Genomic DNA, 18,312 nt, shown 5'->3' on the forward strand with positions numbered 1-18,312 from the left:
GGACACGCTAAGCGTAAGAATGCCTTCTACAGCACGACTGGAGCCCGACTGAAGTGATCTTCGAGCTCCAGGTGGCCCACAGGCGAAGGACACATCGGTGACGCACGGCGAGGAACTCCTCAGGTACGAGGTTCTCGGCCTTCTCCGAGTCGTTCGCGCAGGTCAAGAGGTTGATCTCGGTGCGGCGAAGCAGCGCGCCGTCCTCGCGGTGCTGCTGCTGGCCCGCGGCACGCCGGTCAGCCGCGGCCAGATCATCGAGGCCGTCTGGGGTGACAACGTGCCCTCCAGCGCCGTGAATTTGGTCCAGACCTATGTCGCCGGCCTGCGCCGGGCGCTCGAACCGGCCCGCGCGCGCAGGGCTCCCGCCGAGCTGCTCACGTCGGTCGGCGACGGCTACCTGATGCGCGTCGACCCCGGTGCGCTCGACCTCGACGTCTTCGAACGCCAGGTGCTGCTCGCGAACCGCCTGCGCGCGGCCGGTGACCTCGCCGGAGCCGCGGTCGAGCTGGACGACGCGCTGGCGCTGTTCCGCGCCGAGCCGCTCGGCGGTGTCTCCGGGCTCTTCTTCGACGTGGAACGCGGCCGCCTCGTGGAACGGCGGCTCGCGGTGCTGGAGGAACGCGCCGAGCTCGGGCTCGCGATCGGCCAGGGCCCCGAGCTGGTCTCGCAGCTGACCGCCGTGGTCGCCGAGCACCCGTTGCGCGAACGCGGCCACGGCCTGCTGATGCGGGCGCTGGTCCAGGCCGGGCGGCAGGCCGAGGCGCTCGCGGCGTACCGGGAGGCCCGCGGCGTGCTGATCGAGGAACTGGGCGTCGAGCCCGGCCCCGAACTGCGCCGCGTGCACCAGGCCGTGCTGGCGGGGGAGAGCCCCGAACCAGCCCGCGCGCCGGTGCGCACGACGCCCCAGGCCGCGGCCGAACCCGCGCCCGTGACGGTTCCCGCGCAGCTCCCGCGCGCCCCCGTCTCGCTGGTGGGCCGCGACGCCGAGGTGGCGGTCATGGACGCGTTGCTGCGCGGCCACGACGGCCCGGTGCTGCTGGTGACGGGCCCTGCCGGAGTGGGCAAGACGGCGCTGGCCCTGCACTGGGCGCACCGGGTCCGCGACGAGTTCCCGGACGGTCAACTCTACGTCGACGTGCACGGCTACGACCCGGACCGGGAGCCGCTGGAGATCGGCGAGGTGCTCAACCGGTTCCTGCGCGCCCTCGGCGTCCCGGCCGGGGACACGCCCGTCTCGGTCGACGAGCGCTCCGCCCTGCTGCGCACGCTGCTGGCCGACCGCCGGATGCTCGTGATGCTCGACAACGTCCGCGGTTCGGCCGATCTGCTGCCGTTGCTGCCGGGCGCGCCCTCGTGCGTGGTCGTCACGTCCCGGCGCCGCCTGGTGGGGCTCGTCGCGCAGGTCGAGGCCAAGCTCGTCGAGCTGGACATGCTCGACCCGGACGCCGCCGTCGCCGTGCTGGGCCGCGTCGCCGGTCGCTCGGACGCCGAGGCCGACGCGCTGCGCGAGCTGGCCGAGCTGTGCGACGGCCTGCCGCTGGCGTTGCGCATCGCCGCCGCCCGCCTCGCCGTCTCACCGAAGCTGCGGGTGGCCGAACTGGTCGAGGAGCTCCAGGACGAGCACGGCCGGTTGGCCGCCCTCGGCCTGGAAGACGGTGAGGGCACCGTGCGAGCAGCTTTGGACGCCTCGCGCCGTGCGTTGCCCGCGTTGGCGTCACGGCTGCTGGCGATCATCGGCCTGCACCCCGGTGCCGACCTGACCGCGCACGTGGTCGCCGCGATGGGGGAGGTCCCGCTGCCGGAGGCGCAGCGGTCGCTCGACGCCCTGACGGCCGCGAACCTGCTGTCGGTCAGCGAACCGGGCCGCCACTTCGCCCACGACCTGGTCCGCGTCTACACCAAGACGCTGGCGGGGGAGCTGTCCGAACCCGAGCGGCGGGCCGCCACCGGCCGGATGCTCGACTACTACCTGCACTGCGCGGACATCGCCGACGGCCTGCTCCCGATCAACCGCGGCAGCGTCCTGGTGGCGCCGGAGCACCGGCCCGTCCACGTGCCCGCGCTGGCCGGTGCCGCCGACGCGATGGCGTGGTTCGACGCCGAGCGGGCGAACCTGATCGCCGCCGCGGAACTGGCGTCCGCGACGGGCTGGCACGTGCACGCGTGGCAGCTGCCGTACACCCTGTCGCGGTACCTGTGGCTGCGGACCGAGCGCGAGACGTCGTTGCGCATCACCCAGGCCGCGCTGCAGGCCGCGATCGCGCTGAACGACGACGACGCCCGGTTCGTCATGCAGTTCAACGTCGGCATCGCCCTGCTGCAGATGGAGCGCTACGACGAGGCCCTGCACGCCCAGCGCAACGCCCTGGAGGTGGCGCGCCGCAAGGAGGACGTGCACCAGCAGGCACGGGCGCTGACGACGATCGCCGGAACGTTGCAGGACATGGGGCGCGCGGAGGAGGCCGAGACCCACTACCGCGAGGCCATGGAGATCTCGCGCGTCGCGGGGTCGAAGTGGGCGGAGGCCAACGCCCACCACCACCTCGGCCTGCTCTACCTGAGCGGCCGGCGCTTCGACGACGCGATGCCGTGGCTGCGCGTGGCGTTGCGGATGTACCACGAGGTCGGCGAGCAGTGCGGGGAAGCGGCCTGCCACGTCGACATCTCCACGGCGCTGCTGGAGACCGGGGACATGGAGGGCGCGCTGTCGTCGGCCCGCACGGCGTTGGCGGTGGCGTGCGACGCCGTCTCGCCGTACCACCAGGCGCTGGCGCACGACCGGCTGGCGGCGGTGTTCGACCGGCTCGGCGCGGCGGGGGCGGCGGCGCACTGGCAACGAGCCCTGGCGCTGTTCACCGAGCTGGGAGCGCCGGAGGCCGACGGTGTGAGGGCGCGGCTCGCCCGTGCCCGCGCGGTGACCGTGGGGTAAGGGTTTCCGCACCCGGGACTGCGTGATCGACCGATGCCGGGGGCGCCGCCTCAGGACGAACCTCAGGACCATGACCGAATGGACCCCTGAGGCGATCAAGGCGGAGATCGACTACCGGCGCGGCAACGCGATGTGCGCCTGGCGGCGGGCGAACCGGGACATGCCGTCGTGGTTCAGCCGCGTGATGCACCGCACCTCCGGAAAACACAGCAGCACCGGCTCATGACGTGTGACAGCATGCCCCTTGTGGCGCGTCTCGGTTCCGGAATCCCGTTGGTCGCGCGCGACCGCGAGCTCGACCGGTTGCGCGCCGCACTGGCGAAGGCCGGGGAGGGCACCGCGGGGGCGGTGCTGCTCGCGGGCGACGCCGGTGTGGGCAAGACGCGGCTGGTCGACGAGCTCGCGGCCGGCGCGGACGACACGCTCGTCCTCACGGGACGGTGCCTCGACGCCGGTGAGACGGGCCTGCCGTACCTGCCGTTCGCCGAGGCGCTCGGCACGGTGAAGAACGCCGTGGTGAACCGGCCCGCGCTCGCGATGTTGCTGCCGCAGCTCGCCTTGCCCGCCGCACGGGAGCCCGGCACCGAGGCCATGATCGCGCCCAGCCTGGTCCCCGGCCGCCGTCCCGAGCAGGACGTCGGACAGCTCCAGCTGTTCGACGCCGTGCTCGGGGTGCTGGGCGACCTCTCGGAGCGGCAACGGGTGCTGCTCGTCGTCGAGGACCTGCACTGGGCCGACGCGTCCACCCGCTACCTGCTGTCGTTCCTGTTGTCCCGCCTGCGTTCCCAGCGCCTGCTGGTCGTCGGCACCTACCGCGCGGACGACCTGCACCGCAGCCACCCGTTGCGCCCCTTGCTGTCCGAGCTGGTCCGGCTGCCCGCCGTCGACCGCATGGACCTCACGCCGTTCAACGCCGCGGACGCCCGCCGGTTCGTCGAGGCGCTGTCCGACGACCTGCCGGAGGACGTCGTCCAGCAGGTCGCGGAACGCTCCGAGGGCAACGCCTTCTTCGCCGAGGAACTCATCGCGGTGGCCACCTGCGACGACGCCAGGTCGCTGCCGTCCGCGCTCGCCGACGTGCTGCTCAGCCGCGTCGAGAGCCTCAGTCCCGAAGCGCAGCACGCCGTCCGGGTGGCGTCGGCCTGGGGGCGGCGGGTGCGGCACCACCGGTTGCACGAGGTGGCCGGCATGACCGACCTCGCGTTCGACGCGGCGCTGCGCGAGCTGGTCCAGCACCACCTGCTCGTCGTGGGGGACGACGAGGTCTACACGTTCCGCCACGCCCTCGTCCGCGAAGCCGTCTACGGCGACCTGTTGCCCGGAGAAAGGGTGCGGCTGCACGCCGCCTACGCGCGTCACCTGGCCCGGCGGCCCGACGAGCGCGGGACCGCGGCGGCGCTGGCCCACCACGCCTTCGAGAGCCACGACCTGCCGCAGGCGCTGACCGCCTCCATCCAGGCGTCCAAGGAGGCAGAACGGGCCGGCGCGCCCGCGGAGTCGTTGCGGTACCTGGAGAAGGCGCTCAACCTGTGGAACGCCGTGCCCGAGGTCGACCGTCCGTCCGATGTAGACGAATCGGTGCTGCTGCGGCGCGCTTCCTGGGTGGCGGGCACGGCCGGGCAACCGGAACGCGCCGTGGCGTTCGCCCGCAGCGCCACCAAGGCGATCGGCGCCGAGCAGACCCCCGAGGAGGCCGCCGAGATCTGGCTGCGGCTTTCGCAGGCGCTGTCGATCCTCGACGGCAACGAGGAGGAGCACTTCCTCGCCCTCGGGAAGGCGCTCGCGCTCGTGCAGGGCCGCGACCCCAGCCCGACCCGCGCCCGCGTGTTCGCGGGCAAGGCGTCGTCCCTGCGCCAGCAACGCCGCGACGACGAGGCGCGGGAGGCCGCGGAGCTGGCGATCGCCGACGGCCGGACGGCGAACGCACCGGGAGCGGTCGCGGACGGCCTGGGCACCCTCGCGATCCTCGACGACCACGCGAACCGGCTGCGGGAGGCGGAGGACAGCTTCGAGCGTGCGATCGAGTGCGCACGCGAGGTCGGAGCCTTCAACAACGAGCTGAGGGCCTGGTACTACTACGGCCTGATGCACTACGACCACGGCGATCTCGCCGAAGCCGCCCGCGTCTTCAACCTGGCCGGGGACAGGGCCAAGGAGACCGGCCTGACGTGGAGCATGTTCGGGCTGGAGATCCGCATCCTGCAGGTCCTGGTGCACTACTACATCGGCGACTGGGACTACGCGGCGTGGGCCAGCGAGCCGCCCGGCATGTCGGTGTCGTCGACGGTGCTCGCACGGCTGGCGTCGGCGAGCACGCACCTCACGGTCTCGCGCGGCGACCTGGCCGAGTCCGAGCGGATGATCACGAAGCTGCGCAGCGACTGGCACCGCGACATCCAGATCGCGCTGATCAACGGCGGCACGGGCGCGGAGCTCGCGTTGTGGCGCGGCCGTCCGGAGCTCGCCGTCGAACGGGTCACGGACGCGTTGGAGTGGGCCCGCAAGCTCGGCGGCCCGTGGATGCTGGCGGGCATCCGGATCGGCGCGATCGGCATCGCGGCGCACGCCGAGATCGCCGCGAAGGCCCGGCGCAAGAGGGACGCCGGGGCCGAGGGGAAGGCCGTCGCGGCAGGGCACGAGCTCGCCGAGCACGTGCGGCTGACCGCGCGCAACGGCAAGCCGCGCGCCGGCGTCCTGGGCCCGGAGGGACGGGCGTGGCTCGCCCGCGCGCTCGCCGAGGAGTCCAGGTTGGAGGGTGCGGGCGACCCGGCGCTGTGGCAGGCCGCCGTCGACGAGTTCGCCTACGGCGTCGTCTTCGAGCAGGCGCTGTGCCGGTGGCGGCTCGCGGAGGCGTTGCTCGGGGCCGACCGCCGCGACGAGGCCGCCGAGCAGCTGCGCCAGGCCGACGAGGTGGCGACGAGGCTCAAGGCCGTGCCGCTCGCGGAGGCCGTCGCGGCGTGCGCGAAGCGGGCCCGCATCACCCTCAGGGCTGACGAGCCGGTGCGCGAGCACGTCGACCTCTTCACCCCGCGCGAACGCGACGTGCTCGGCCTGGTGGCCGCGGGACGGACGAACCGCGAGGTCGGCGAGGAGCTCTACATCAGCGAGAAGACCGTTTCCGTGCACCTTTCCCGGATCATGGCGAAGCTCGGGGCGTCGCGGCGCGCGGAGGCCGTGGCCATCGCGTACGACCGGGGTCTGCTCGACTAGCCCCGGATGTCATACCTCAGGCTGACGCGCAACGCGTCGCGGAGTTGATGTCAGCGCACTCAGGCTCCTCATAGCTTCTTCCTCAGCACGGAACATCCCCTGTGAGGAAGGCGAGCGACATGTCTGCACTGGTGTCCGAGGTCGGCACCCGGACCGCGGCGGCGGCCCACAACCTGGTGAAGGTCTACGGCAAGGGTGACACCGCGGTGCGGGCGCTCGACGGCATCAACGTCGCGTTCCAGGCGGGGAGGTTCACCGCGATCATGGGTCCGTCCGGCTCCGGCAAGTCCACGCTGATGCACTGCCTCGCGGGCCTCGACACCGTCGACAGCGGCGCGATCCACATCGGACAGACCGAGATCACCAAGCTGAACGACAAGGACCTCACCAAGCTGCGCCGCGACCGCGTCGGCTTCGTGTTCCAGGCGTTCAACCTCCTGCCGACGCTGACCGCCGAGCAGAACATCCTGCTGGGCCTCGAGCTCGCCGGGCGCAAGCCGGACAAGGAGTGGTTCGACACCATCGTCAACGTCCTCGGCCTGCGCGACCGCCTCACCCACCGCCCGACCGAGCTGTCCGGCGGCCAGCAGCAGCGCGTGGCCTGCGCCCGTGCCCTCGTCGCCCGCCCCGAGGTCATCTTCGCCGACGAGCCGACCGGCAACCTGGACTCCCGCAGCGGTGCCGAGGTCCTCGACTTCCTGCGCATGTCGGTGCGCAAGCTGGGCCAGACCGTGATCATGGTGACGCACGACCCGGTGGCCGCGAGCTACGCGGACCGCGTGGTGCTGCTCGCCGACGGCCGCCTCGCGGGCGAGATCCACCAGCCCACCACCGAGTCCGTCGTGAACGCCCTCACGCACCTGGGGGCGTGAGGTAATGCTGAAGACCATCCTCGCGGGCCTGCGGGCCCGCACGGCGAGGCTGGTGCTGTCCAGCATCGCCATCGCGCTCGGCGTCGCGTTCGTGACGGGAACCCTCGTCCTCAGCGACGCCGTCGAGGCCCAGACCAGGGACAACTTCGCCCGCGGCGCCCGCAACGTCGACGCCGCGGTGCACATGACCGAGAACAGCCCGGACCGCGACAACGGCATCCCCGCCGACTTCGTCGGGAAGATCAGGGCGGCGCAGGGCGTGGCCGGAGCGGACGCCCGCGAGTTCGGCAGCGCGGCTCTGCTCGGCAGCGACAACAAGGCGCGCAACGCGCTGGTGCAGCCCTTGCCCACCACGGAGAAGCTGCGCGACTTCAACCTCAAGGACGGCAAGTTCCCGGTCAAGGCCGACGAGGCCGCGGTCGACACGAAAACCGCGCAGGTCGCGAAGCTCAAGGTCGGCGACGAGCTCAAGCTGCTCGACGAGGACAACGCCGAGCACTCGTTCACGATCGTCGGCACCTACCAGCAGGGTGCGAGCAGCATCTCGATGTCCGGCAGCGACCACGTCGTGGTGTCGCCGGAGGGCCTGCGCACGGTCATCCCGAAGCAGCACGTCTACGAGATCGTGGCCGTCGCGAAGGACGGCGTGTCGCAGCAGCAGCTCGTCGACGACATCACCAAGGCCATCGGCCCCGGTTACCAGGTGCAGACCGGTGAGCAGCTGACCAAGGCGGCGCTGGAGCAGGTCGGTGACGCCGCCGGCGAGATCAGGTCGGTCCTGCTCGCGTTCGCCGCGATCTCGCTGGTCGTCGCGGGCATGGTCATCTACAACACCTTCACCATCCTCGTCGCCCAGCGCACGAAGGAGCTGGCGCTGCTGCGCTGCGTCGGCGCCGAACGCGGCCAGGTGTTCCGCAGCGTGCTCGCCGAGGCGGTCTTCATGGGCCTCGCGGCGTCCGTCCTCGGCATCCTGGGCGGGCTCGGCGTCTCAGCGGGCCTGCAGGCGTTCATCGGCTCGGTCGGCGGCCCCAGCGGCGACGACTTCCCGATCCGCCTCCCGATCACGTGGACGACCATCGCCGCGGGCTTCGCCGTCGGCGTCGTCGTGACGGTCCTGTCGGCCGTGCTGCCGGCCCGCCGCGCCACGAAGGTCGCCCCGGTCGCCGCCCTGCGCTCGCAGCCCGACAGCCAGGACGACGTGGCCCGCACCGGCAAGGTCCGCATCGTCCTCGCCGCCCTGATCGCCCTGGCCGGCGGCGCCGCCGTCTACCTCGGACTCCAGCAGGAGAAGGAAGAGGCGGCGATGTTCATCACCGGCGGCGGCACGATGGTGCTGCTGCTCGCGGTCCTGCTCCTCGGCCCGCTGTACGTGCCACTCGTGAACCGCCTGTTCGGCAAGGCGCTGCGCGGCGTCCCCGCGAAGCTCGCCTCGGCCAACGCGGGCCGCAACCCGAAGCGCACCGCCGCCACCACCGCGGCCCTGATGATCGGCGTGACCATCGTGGCGATGGTGACCGTCGTGGCGGGCAGCGGCCGCGAAACGATGGCCAAGAAGGTCGACGAGCGCTTCCCGGCCGACTACGAGGTCACCTCGAACGTCTACAGCCAGCCGCTCTCGCAGAAGTTCGCCGACGAGCTGACCAAGGTCCGCAACGTCGAGAAGATCGCACCGGAGCTCCAGGTCTACGGCGAGTCCGACAAGTTGAAGTACGGCGACGTCACCGGCTACCCGTCCGACGCCATCGGCACCCTGGTCCGCCCCCAGCTGGCGGCCGGCACCCTGACGGCCCTCAAGGACGACGAGATCGCACTGCGCGAGCGCGAGGCCAAGGACGTGGGCCTGTCGATCGGTTCGTCGGTGAAGATCGGCGCCAAGACCTTCAAGGTCGTCGCCCTGATCAAGGACAACGCCTACGGCGCCGGCATCGTCACCCTCCCCGCCGCCCAGGCCGTCATGGAGGACGCCCCCAAGGGGTACCAGAAACTGCTGGTCAAGCTCGCCCCCGGCACCGACATCACCGTCGCCAGAGCCGACCTGGAACGCGCCATCGCGTCGTCCCCGGTGGCCGTGCTGAACTCGGCGGCCGAGACCAAGGCGGAGCTGAACGCGCAGATCGACCAGATCCTGCTGTTCATCTGGGCCCTCGTCGGCCTGGCCCTGGTCATCGCCCTGTTCGGCATCGCGAACACCCTGACCCTCTCGGTCCTGGAACGAACCCGCGAGTCGGCCCTCCTGCGCGCCCTGGGCCTCACCAGGGGCCAGCTGCGCCAGATGCTGGTGGTGGAGTCGATCCTGATGGCCCTGATCGGCGCCGTGGTCGGAGTGGTCCTGGGCGCCGGCTTCGGCTGGCTGCTCGTCGAGGCCCTGTCGAGCCCGGAGCTGCAGATCAGCTACTCCATCCCGTTCGGCCAGATCGGCGTGATGCTCGGCCTGGCGGTGGTCGCGGCCGTGATCGCCGCGGCGCTCCCCGCCCGCCGCGCCGCCCGGAACTCCGTGGTGGCCGGCATGGCCGAGGCGTAGGGGACGCCCCGCCTGGCTCCCCGCTGTCGGGGGCTCGGGGTCAGGTGGGTTCGGGCGTGCGGAACAGGGGCCGCACGACCGGGGGATCGGTGGAGGTCCGGTGCTGTCGGGGCACCGGACCTCCGCTGCGTTCGCGTGGGCTGCGGAGCCGTCGATTCATCGCTGCTTCGCGACAACAGTGGTGCCACCTCATTGCCGCTTTTCTGACGAGGGTTGTTCGCCCGGTCGGTCACCTGGTCGGCAAATGCGGTGGCAAAACCGATTCGTGCAGCTCTGACCAGCGGTGATGATGCGAGAACCACGGTGATGAAGTAAGGCGCGCGATACGTGCACAATGGTGAACAATCCGCCGGAACACAAACGAGCCGACGCGAACTGACCGGCGCGGCACAGGCCTCGGCAGACCGCGGCCCGCGATCCTGCGCTACCCACCCCCGGCGCCTCTCAACCGGCTTCCGGCAAAAAATCTCGGCCCCGCGCGTCACGATCCGCCCTCAACCCCCTCTACCTGGGGTGAGGGACGACCGGAGCGAGGGCCCGGTCGTCCCTCTTCGCACGTCAGGCGCACCCCAGACGCCGTCCGGGACCGACCGTCCACCCGGTCCACCCGAGACGCCCGGAGATCCGGCGCAGGTTTTTGTTGCCTCTCTCCACAAAGTTACGGAACGATGTCGACCGCTTGACACCCGCGCGTCTCCGGTTGAGTGTGAGAGCGCTCTCATCACAGTTAAGCGCCGCTCACGGCGTCGTCGAGGAGGACGGATGAGCAGAAGGCTGGTCGGCAGCGTCGCTGCGACCCTCGTGATGGTTCTGGTCGCCGGGTGCGGCGGGAGTTCCGGGGCCGACGGCAAGATCGAGCTGTCGCTGGGCCTGTTCTCCGACTTCGGGTACGACAAGCTCATCGAGGAGTACATGGCCTCGCACTCGAACATCAAGATCGAGCAGCGCAAGGTCAAGATGGAGCAGCACAACACGCAGCTCGCGACTCAGCTCGCGGGTGGCCGTGGTGCCGCGGACATCGTCGCCCTCGAGGAAGGCGTGGTCTCGCAGTTCCGCGCCTCCAAGGACAAGTTCGTCAACCTCGCGGAGTACGGGGCCAAGGACCTCAAGGACCAGTGGGCCGGGTGGAAGTGGAACCAGGGCACCGCTGACAACGGCGAGTTCGTGCTGGGGCTGGGCACGGACATGGGCAGCCTCGGGCTGTGCTACCGCGCCGACCTGTTCGCGGCGGCCGGGCTGCCGACGGACCGGACCGAGGTCGCCAAGCTGTGGCCGACCTGGGCCGACTACGCCAAGGTCGCGGACCAGTTCACGGCCAAGACGCCGAACGTGAAGTTCGTCGACACCGGCCGCAACGTCTACAAGGCCATTCTCGACCAGACCGAGGAGGGCTACTTCGCGAAGGACGACTCGTACATCGCGGAGAAGAACGACAAGGTCAAGACGGCGTTCGACACGGCGGCGGCGCTCGGCACCAAGCAGCAGACCGGTGCCCTCGAGCCGTTCAGCCAGGACTGGAACGTCGCGCTGAAGCAGGGTTCGTTCGCCACCACCACCTGCCCGGCCTGGGCGCTCGCGCTGATCAAGGCGGGTGCCGGCGACGCGGCGGCCGGGAAGTGGGACGTGACGACGGCGCCCGGCGGTGGCGGCAACTGGGGTGGCTCGTTCCTCGCCATCCCGAAGCAGAGCAAGCACCCCAAGGAGGCCTACGAGCTGGCCAAGTGGCTGACGGCCCCGGAGCAGCAGAAGCGGATCTTCAAGGAGACCGGCAACCTGCCGAGCCAGCCGAAGGTCTACCAGGACGCCGAGGTGCAGGCGACCGTCAACGAGTACTTCAACTCCGCTCCGGTGGGCCAGATCTTCGCGACCTCGGCGGAGTCGCTGAAGCCGACCTACCGCGGCACGAAGGACTCGAAGGTCGGCCCGGTGTTCGCCACCGCGCTCACCCGCGTGGAGCAGGGCAAGCAGTCCGCGGCCGAGGCGTGGACGCAGGCCCTGAAGGAAGCGACGGACGCCGCCAAGTGACGGCTGTCCGCACGGAGACCGAGGCGGCCCCGGCCGTCTCGGTCTCGTCTTCCAAGGAGCCGAAGCGCTTCAAGCTGAGCAACTGGGACGCCAAGTACACGCCGTACCTGATCATCGCACCGTTCTTCCTGGTGTTCGGGATCTTCGGGCTCTACCCGCTGGTCTACACGGCGTGGGTGTCGCTGCACGAGTGGCAGCTGATCGACGGGAACCTGGGATTCGTCGGTTTCGCCAACTACGCCGAGCTCTTCGGCGACAGCAAGTTCTGGAACGCGCTGTTCAACACGCTCAGCCTGTTCGTGCTCTCGACGGTGCCGCAGCTGCTCGCGGCGCTCGGGCTCGCCGCGCTGCTCGACCGGGGACTGCGCGGAAGCGCGTTCTGGCGCGCGGGCGTCCTGCTGCCCAACGTCATCTCGGTCGCCGCGGTCGCGCTGGTGTTCGCGCAGTTCTTCGGCCGCGACTTCGGCATCGTGAACTTCCTGCTCGGCCTCGTCGGTGTCGACCCGGTCGACTGGCGCGCCGAGACCTGGGCCTCGCACCTCGCGGTGTCCACGATGGTCATGTGGCGCTGGACCGGCTACAACGCGCTGCTGTACCTGGCGGCCATGCAGTCGGTGCCCAAGGACATGTACGAGTCGGCCACTTTGGACGGTGCGTCGCGCTGGCGGATGTTCTGGTCGATCACCGTGCCGTCGATCCGCCCGACCATCCTGTTCACCGTCGTCACCTCGACGATCGGTGGTCTGCAGCTGTTCGCCGAGCCCGCGCTGTTCGACCCCGGGTTCGCCGCCAACAACTCCACCGGTGGTTCCGACCGGCAGTTCCAGACGCTGGTGCTCTACATGTACGAGAAGGGCTTCCGGTTGTTCGACGCCGGGTACGCGGCCACCATCGCGTGGATGCTGTTCGTGGTCGTCCTGCTGGTCGCGATCGTCAACTTCACGCTGACGCGGCGCATCGCGGGCAAGGAGTGATCGTGAAGAACGCGAAGGCAGGACCGCTGCTGTACGGGTTCCTGGTCGCCGTGCTCGCGGCGTCGGTGTTCCCGCTGTACTACTCGTTCATCGTGGCGTCGAAGGACAACTCGGTCCTCGGCGAGAAGGTCCCGCCGCTGGTCCCCGGCGGCAACCTGGCCGAGAACATCACCCGCGTCTTCGACACGGTCGACTTCTGGCTCGCCATGCAGAACTCGTTCATCGTGGCGTCGACCGTGGCGATCTCGAACGTCGTGCTGGGCACGCTCGCCGGGTTCGCGTTCGCGCGGCTGCGGTTCAGGGGCCGCGACTCGCTGTTCCTGGTCGTGCTCGGCACCGCGATGGTGCCGACGCAGCTCGGCGTGATCCCGCTGTACATGCTGATGTCGGACCTCGACTGGTACGGCACGCTGCAGGCGGTCATCGTGCCGGTGCTGATCGGGTCGTTCGCGGTGTTCTGGATGCGCCAGGCGTGCGAGGAGACCGTGCCGTACGAGCTGATCGAGGCCGCGCGCGTCGACGGCTGCTCGGTGCTGCGGACGTTCTGGCACGTCGGCTTCCCGGCGGTGCGACCGCAGGCGGCCGTCCTCGGCATGTTCACGTTCATGACGGCGTGGAACGACTTCTTCTGGCCGTTGATCGTGCTGGACCCCAACGACAGCCCGACGGTGCAGGTCGCGCTGTCGACGCTCGCCAGCGGCTACTACACCGACTACTCGTTGATGCTCGCCGGCGCCTCCATCGCGGTGCTGCCGGTGATCGCGATCTTCGTCCTGCTGTCGCGCCAGATCGTCGGCGGCATCATGCAGGGCGCCGTAAAGGGATAGAACACCGCAGGGATCAAGCCACGAGGATGTGACTGAATGACGACCGACTCGGACGTCGAGGTCGGGCGGGAGGTGCTGACCTTCCCACCGGACTTCCTGTGGGGGGCGGCCACCGCGGCGTTCCAGATCGAGGGTTCGACCACCGCGGACGGTCGTGGCGCCTCGATCTGGGACACGTTCGCCGCGACGCCCGGCAAGGTGCTGGCCGGTGACACGGGTGACCCGGCCTGCGACCACTACAACCGCTACGCCTCCGACGTGGAGCTGATGAAGTCGCTGGGGCTGGCTTCGTACCGGTTCTCCGTGGCGTGGCCGCGGATCCAGCCGAGCGGCAGCGGCGCGGTCGAGGAGCGCGGGCTCGCGTTCTACGACCGGCTGGTGGACTCGTTGCTGGAGAAGGACATCCAGCCGCTGGTCACGCTGTACCACTGGGACCTGCCGCAGGTGCTGGAGGACTTCGGGGGCTGGCGCAACCGCGACACCGCCTACCGCTTCGCCGAGTACGCCGCCATCGTGCACGAACGGCTCGGCGACCGCGTGCAGGCGTGGACCACGCTGAACGAGCCGTGGGTCTCGGCGTTCCTCGGCTACGGCAACGGCATCCACGCACCGGGCGTCACCGACGCCGTGGCGTCCCTGCAAGCCGCGCACCACCTGCTGCTGGCGCACGGCCTCGCCACGCAGGCGTTGCGCGCGCAGGCACCCGACTCGCACCGCCTGTCGATCGTGCTGAACTTCAGCACCATCTGGGGCGACGGCGACTCGGAGGCCTCCCGGGAGGCCGTGCGCAAGGTCGACGGGCTGCAGAACCGCATCCTGCTCGACCCGGTCCTCGGCCGCGGCTACCCGCTCGACGTCCTGCAGGACACGACGTGGCTGGGCGACTGGACGAACGTGGTGCGCGACGGGGACATGGAGACCATCGCGACCCCGATCGACTGGATCGGCGTGAACTACTACAACCCGACCCGCGTCGCGCCGGCCGACCCCGACCACGTGCCCGCCGGGCCGCACGCGGGTCTGCGCGGTGTCACGATCGAGCCGCCGCAGGGCGAGCTCACCGGGTTCGGGTGGGAGCAGAACGCCGACGCCTTCACCGAGCTGCTGGTGCGCCTGTCCCGCGACGCGGGCGGGGTGCCGCTGGTGGTCACGGAGAACGGCTCCGCGTTCCCGGACGTCGTCGACGCCGCGGGCCGCGTGAACGACGTGCAGCGGACGAAGTACCTGGTGGACCACGTCCGCGCGGTGCACAGGGCGATCTCCGAGGGCGCCGACGTCCGCGGCTACCTCGCGTGGTCGCTGCTCGACAACTTCGAGTGGGCGGCCGGGTACTCGCAGCGGTTCGGGATCGTGCACGTCGACTTCGAGACGCAGCAGCGCACGATCAAGGAGAGCGCGGTCGCGCTGTCCAGGATCATCGGGCAGAACGGGCTTCCCGCCCGCGGTTACACCGTTTAGCCCCTTGCTCGGGCCGAGGGGTCTCGCGCTCTCACCCGCGGACACGTCCGTGCCGCGGGTGAGAGCGCTCTCTTGTCTAGCGCCTGCGCAGGACCCTCGGGTCGGCGTGCAGGTTCTCGCCGAGCCGGATGGTGATGAACTCGTTGTCGTCCGGTTTGCCCGGGTTGCGACCCGACGACGACGGGAAGTTGTTGTCGTTGAGCACCGCGATCGTGCGGTCGTCGAGGATCGTGACGTCCTCGATCGTGACGAACGGGAACCTGAACGGGTTCGCCTGCCCGCCGACGTGCTTCGGGTTGGCGAGGTCCAGCAGGTCGGCGACCAGGGTCTTGTCGAGCGCGCCGTCGCGGTCGCGGTCGCGCTTGTCGGCGAGGTGGACGCGCTTGACGATCGCGTCGGCGCCCTGCGCGCCGTCCCGCTCGATGACCAGCAGCCGGTTGGCGTCCACGGCGATGGCGTCCCCGATCGCGAAGTTCGGGTCCTCCAGCCGGTACTTCCAGGTCGTGCCGGTGAAGGCGCCGCTCGCGACGTCGAACTCGTTGAGGCGCAACGTTCCCGGCGCGTCACCGGCGACGGTGCCCTCCAGCAGCGCGTTGATCCTCTTCCCGTCCGGCGAGAGCGTGATGCCCTCGAACCCCTTGCTGCCACCCAGGTTCGGGTTGCCGGCGGGGTTCTCCGGGGCGCGCACACCCGGCAGGGGGACCGGCGGGGACATCAGCCGGCCCGCGCGGTCGAAGTGCAGCAGGTACGGGCCGAACTCGTCGCCCATCCAGTAGGTGCCGTCGGGTCGGCGGGTGATCGACTCGACGTCGAGGTCGGCGCCGGTGATCACCCGGTCCGGCCGGGTGAGCGGGAACGGGATGTGGCCGTGCGGGTCGGTCAGCGTGACGCCGCCTACCACGTCGACGGTGTTCTTCGCGAAGTCCGGCGCGATGCGGTGGATGCGCAGCAGGAAGTCCGCGCTGTTGGCCCTGGTGCCGTACCCGTTGTCGGAGATGGCGTCGAAGGTGCCGTCACCGTTGCGGACGAGACCGCTGAAGCCCTGGACCGGCTGGTCGGCGAACGGCGGCGTGACCCCGTTGATCGGCGCCGTGCCCAGCGCCGAGCCGCTCGGTTCGCTGCCGGGCAGGAAGGTGAGCGCCGGGAGGGACGCGAAGTTCGTGAGCGTCGCCCGCCCCGGTGCCTTCCTGCTGACCTCGACCGGCGCGGCGGAGATGGGGGTGGCCAGCGCCGTGACGGTGAGCAGGGTGAGGCCTGCGGCCAGTGTTCTCCTCATGCCGCGACCCTATGACGAGCGTTTTACCCGCGGTTCGCCTCGCGGCAACAAGTTCCGTGAACTCTTGACGTCATGACGACGACCTGGCGCATGCGCTTCGAACTCAGCGACAGCCCCGGCGCGCTCGCCCGCGTCACCGTCCGGCTGGCCGCGGCCGACTGCAACGTCCTCGCGCTGCACGTGATCCCCGTCCCCGGCGGGGTGCTGGACGAGATCGTCGTGCGGGCGGGGGAAGGCGTGCTGCCCGCCGACCTGGTGGAGGCCGTGCGCAGCGAGGGCGGCAGGCGCGTCGGGATCACCAGGGCCGAGATGCGCGACCTCGTCGACGAACCGACGGCGGTGCTGCGCGCGGCGAAGATGGCGCTGACCGACCCGGACCGGACAGCGGAGGCGCTGCGGCAGGTCCTGGCCGCCGACGCGGTGACCTCCGGCGAGGCGACGGACGACCAGGTCCAGTTGGGAGAGTTGGTCGCCCGGCGCGGCTGGGCGAGGTTCACCCAGGTCGAGCTCACCCGCGCGCAGGCGTTCCTCGAGCTGCTGGACGCGCCGGCGCCCTCGCTGCGCGGGATGCTCAGCGACGACGGCGTGGCACTGGTCCTGCGGCCCGGCGTGGCCGAGGACGAGGAGGCCGTCACCGGCCTGCACGCCCGCTGTTCGATGAGGACGTTGTTCAACCGCTACCACGCGGGCATGCGCACGCTGCCCCGCCGCTGGGTGCACCGGCTGCTCGACCCGCCGCGCGGCACCACGACCCTCGTCCAGTGCGGCGACCAGGTGGTGGCGCTCGGTCAGCTCATCCACACCGGAACGCCCGAGTGCGCCGAGATCTCGTTGCTCGTGGAGGACGCCTGGCAGCACCGCGGCGTCGGCGCGGCCCTGCTCGCCGCGCTCGCGTCCGAGGCCCGTGCCGCGGGGTTCGCGGAACTCGTCGCGTGGTGCCTGCCCACGGAGACCGCTCTCGTGAGGACGGCCGCCCGCGCGGGCCTCGCCGCCACGACACGCCGGGAGGACGGACTGCTGCGGGTGTCCATCGCCCCACGTGGACGTGCGCTCACGACACCGGTGGTGGCTGTCGCGGGCGAAAAAACACGATGAACAGCGCGGAAACCCTCCTCGGAGATCGCTTGCGGCTAAGCTGCTCGGCGACTCAAAGGTTTTCATCGAGGAGTGGTGGTGCTCGTGTCCAACCACGCGCGTCCGACGTTGGAAGACGTTGCCGCGAGGGCAGGGGTCTCCCGCGCCACGGCGTCCCGGGTGCTGAACGCGTCACCCCGCGTGAGCCCCGAAGCGCTCGAGGCGGTCAACGCCGCCGTCCTGGCTCTCGGCTACCAGCCGAACCGGGCCGCGCGGGCACTGGTCACCCGTCGCACCGGCGCCGTGGCCGTGGTGTTCTCCGAACCCGAGCCCAAGATCTTCGATGACCCGCACTTCGCACGCCTGATCCGCGCGGGTGCCCGCGCTCTCGCGGACGTCGACGTGCAGATGGTGCTCATGCTGGTGCACTCGCTGGACGACCAGGCGCGCGCACACCGGTTCCTGGCAGGCGGTCACGTCGACGGCGCGCTGGTGTTCGCACCGCACCGCAACGACGAGCTCGTGTCGATCGTGAAGAAGCTGCCGCTGCCGGTCGTGTACGCCGGTAAGCCGTGGGGGTCGTTGCGGGGCATGCACCTCGTCGACAACGACAACGAGGGCGGCGCCGTGGTGGCGACCAAGCACCTGAAGTCGCTCGGCCGCAAGAAGATCGTCCACGTCTCCGGCCCGCTCGACGAGATGTCCGCCATAGACCGCCTGAACGGCTTCAAGTCCGCGCTGTCGTTGGACGACAAGGCAGCCGCGAAGCTCACCGAGGACGGCGGGTTCACCAGGGAGGGCGGCCGCAAGGCCATGTCCGTCCTGCTGGCGAAGTTCCCCAACCTCGACGCCGTGTTCGTGGCGTCCGACCTCATGGCCGCCGGCGCGCTGGAGACGTTGCACGAGGCGGGCAAGCGCGTGCCGCAGGACGTCGCGGTCGTGGGCTTCGACGACCACGTCGCGATAGCCGAGCACACGACGCCGCCGCTGACGTCCGTGCGGCAGGACTCGGACGAGCAGGTCAAGCACATGGTCGAGCACCTGATGAAGCTGCTGCGCGACGAGACGGTCAAGAAGAAGCAGCAGATGCTGCCGACGGTGCTGGTGCGGCGCGAGTCGGCCTGAGCGCGGACGACCCCGGCAGAG

Annotated in this window: 12 protein-coding genes; 11 read left to right on the forward strand and 1 reads right to left on the reverse strand. The window is 70.7% G+C overall.

Annotated elements, in window-relative coordinates; all coding sequences use genetic code 11:
• Positions 1–97 precede the first annotated feature (97 nt).
• The 9 genes from V1227_RS36970 to V1227_RS37010 all read left to right on the forward strand — a co-directional run bounded on the left by V1227_RS36970 (position 98) and on the right by V1227_RS37010 (position 14,816).
• Positions 98–2,929: an AfsR/SARP family transcriptional regulator gene (locus tag V1227_RS36970; RefSeq protein ID WP_329789771.1), complete on the forward strand. Its 2,832-nt coding sequence runs from the start codon at positions 98–100 to the stop codon at positions 2,927–2,929.
• Between the two features lie 70 nt (positions 2,930–2,999).
• Entirely contained in the window at positions 3,000–3,155 is a 156-nt protein-coding gene (locus V1227_RS36975) for a hypothetical protein (RefSeq protein WP_329789772.1), read from the forward strand.
• Positions 3,156–3,166: 11 nt separating this feature from the next.
• Positions 3,167–6,139 carry a helix-turn-helix transcriptional regulator gene (locus V1227_RS36980; protein WP_329789773.1) on the forward strand — a complete coding sequence of 991 codons (2,973 nt, stop codon included), beginning with the start codon at positions 3,167–3,169 and terminating at the stop codon, positions 6,137–6,139.
• A 119-nt stretch (positions 6,140–6,258) separates the two neighbouring features.
• A complete protein-coding gene (locus V1227_RS36985) occupies positions 6,259–7,011 on the forward strand; it encodes an ABC transporter ATP-binding protein (RefSeq protein WP_329789774.1) in 753 nt (250 codons plus the stop codon).
• Positions 7,012–7,015: 4 nt separating this feature from the next.
• On the forward strand, positions 7,016–9,532 hold the full coding sequence (locus V1227_RS36990) for an ABC transporter permease (RefSeq protein ID WP_329789775.1): 2,517 nt from the start codon (positions 7,016–7,018) through the stop codon (positions 9,530–9,532).
• Between the two features lie 762 nt (positions 9,533–10,294).
• Entirely contained in the window at positions 10,295–11,557 is a 1,263-nt protein-coding gene (locus tag V1227_RS36995) for an ABC transporter substrate-binding protein (protein ID WP_329789776.1), read from the forward strand.
• A 74-nt stretch (positions 11,558–11,631) separates the two neighbouring features.
• Positions 11,632–12,531, forward strand: coding sequence for a carbohydrate ABC transporter permease (locus tag V1227_RS37000; RefSeq protein WP_329794207.1), 900 nt, complete (start codon positions 11,632–11,634; stop codon positions 12,529–12,531).
• A complete protein-coding gene (locus V1227_RS37005; RefSeq protein WP_442916412.1) occupies positions 12,528–13,358 on the forward strand; it encodes a carbohydrate ABC transporter permease in 831 nt (276 codons plus the stop codon). The genes V1227_RS37000 and V1227_RS37005 overlap by 4 nt, the downstream gene beginning before the upstream one ends.
• Before the next feature lie 36 nt (positions 13,359–13,394).
• Positions 13,395–14,816: a GH1 family beta-glucosidase gene (locus tag V1227_RS37010; protein ID WP_329789778.1), complete on the forward strand. Its 1,422-nt coding sequence runs from the start codon at positions 13,395–13,397 to the stop codon at positions 14,814–14,816.
• Positions 14,817–14,892: 76 nt separating this feature from the next.
• Here the strand turns inward: V1227_RS37010 and V1227_RS37015 are convergent, their stop codons facing one another.
• Positions 14,893–16,092 carry an esterase-like activity of phytase family protein gene (locus V1227_RS37015; protein WP_329789779.1) on the reverse strand — a complete coding sequence of 400 codons (1,200 nt, stop codon included), beginning with the start codon at positions 16,090–16,092 and terminating at the stop codon, positions 14,893–14,895.
• 72 nt (positions 16,093–16,164) lie between these two features.
• Between V1227_RS37015 and V1227_RS37020 the strand changes: the two genes are divergently transcribed.
• Together V1227_RS37020 and V1227_RS37025 are read left to right on the forward strand one after the other, a co-directional pair.
• The gene (locus V1227_RS37020; RefSeq protein ID WP_329789780.1) at positions 16,165–17,187 is read left to right on the forward strand and encodes a GNAT family N-acetyltransferase; all 1,023 of its coding nucleotides are present in this window, start codon (positions 16,165–16,167) and stop codon (positions 17,185–17,187) included.
• Positions 17,188–17,265: 78 nt separating this feature from the next.
• Positions 17,266–18,291, forward strand: coding sequence for a LacI family DNA-binding transcriptional regulator (locus tag V1227_RS37025; RefSeq protein ID WP_329789781.1), 1,026 nt, complete (start codon positions 17,266–17,268; stop codon positions 18,289–18,291).
• Positions 18,292–18,312 lie beyond the last annotated feature (21 nt).

It is taken from the genome of Lentzea sp. DG1S-22 (assembly GCF_036321065.1).
Lineage (GTDB): Bacteria > Actinomycetota > Actinomycetes > Mycobacteriales > Pseudonocardiaceae > Lentzea > Lentzea jiangxiensis.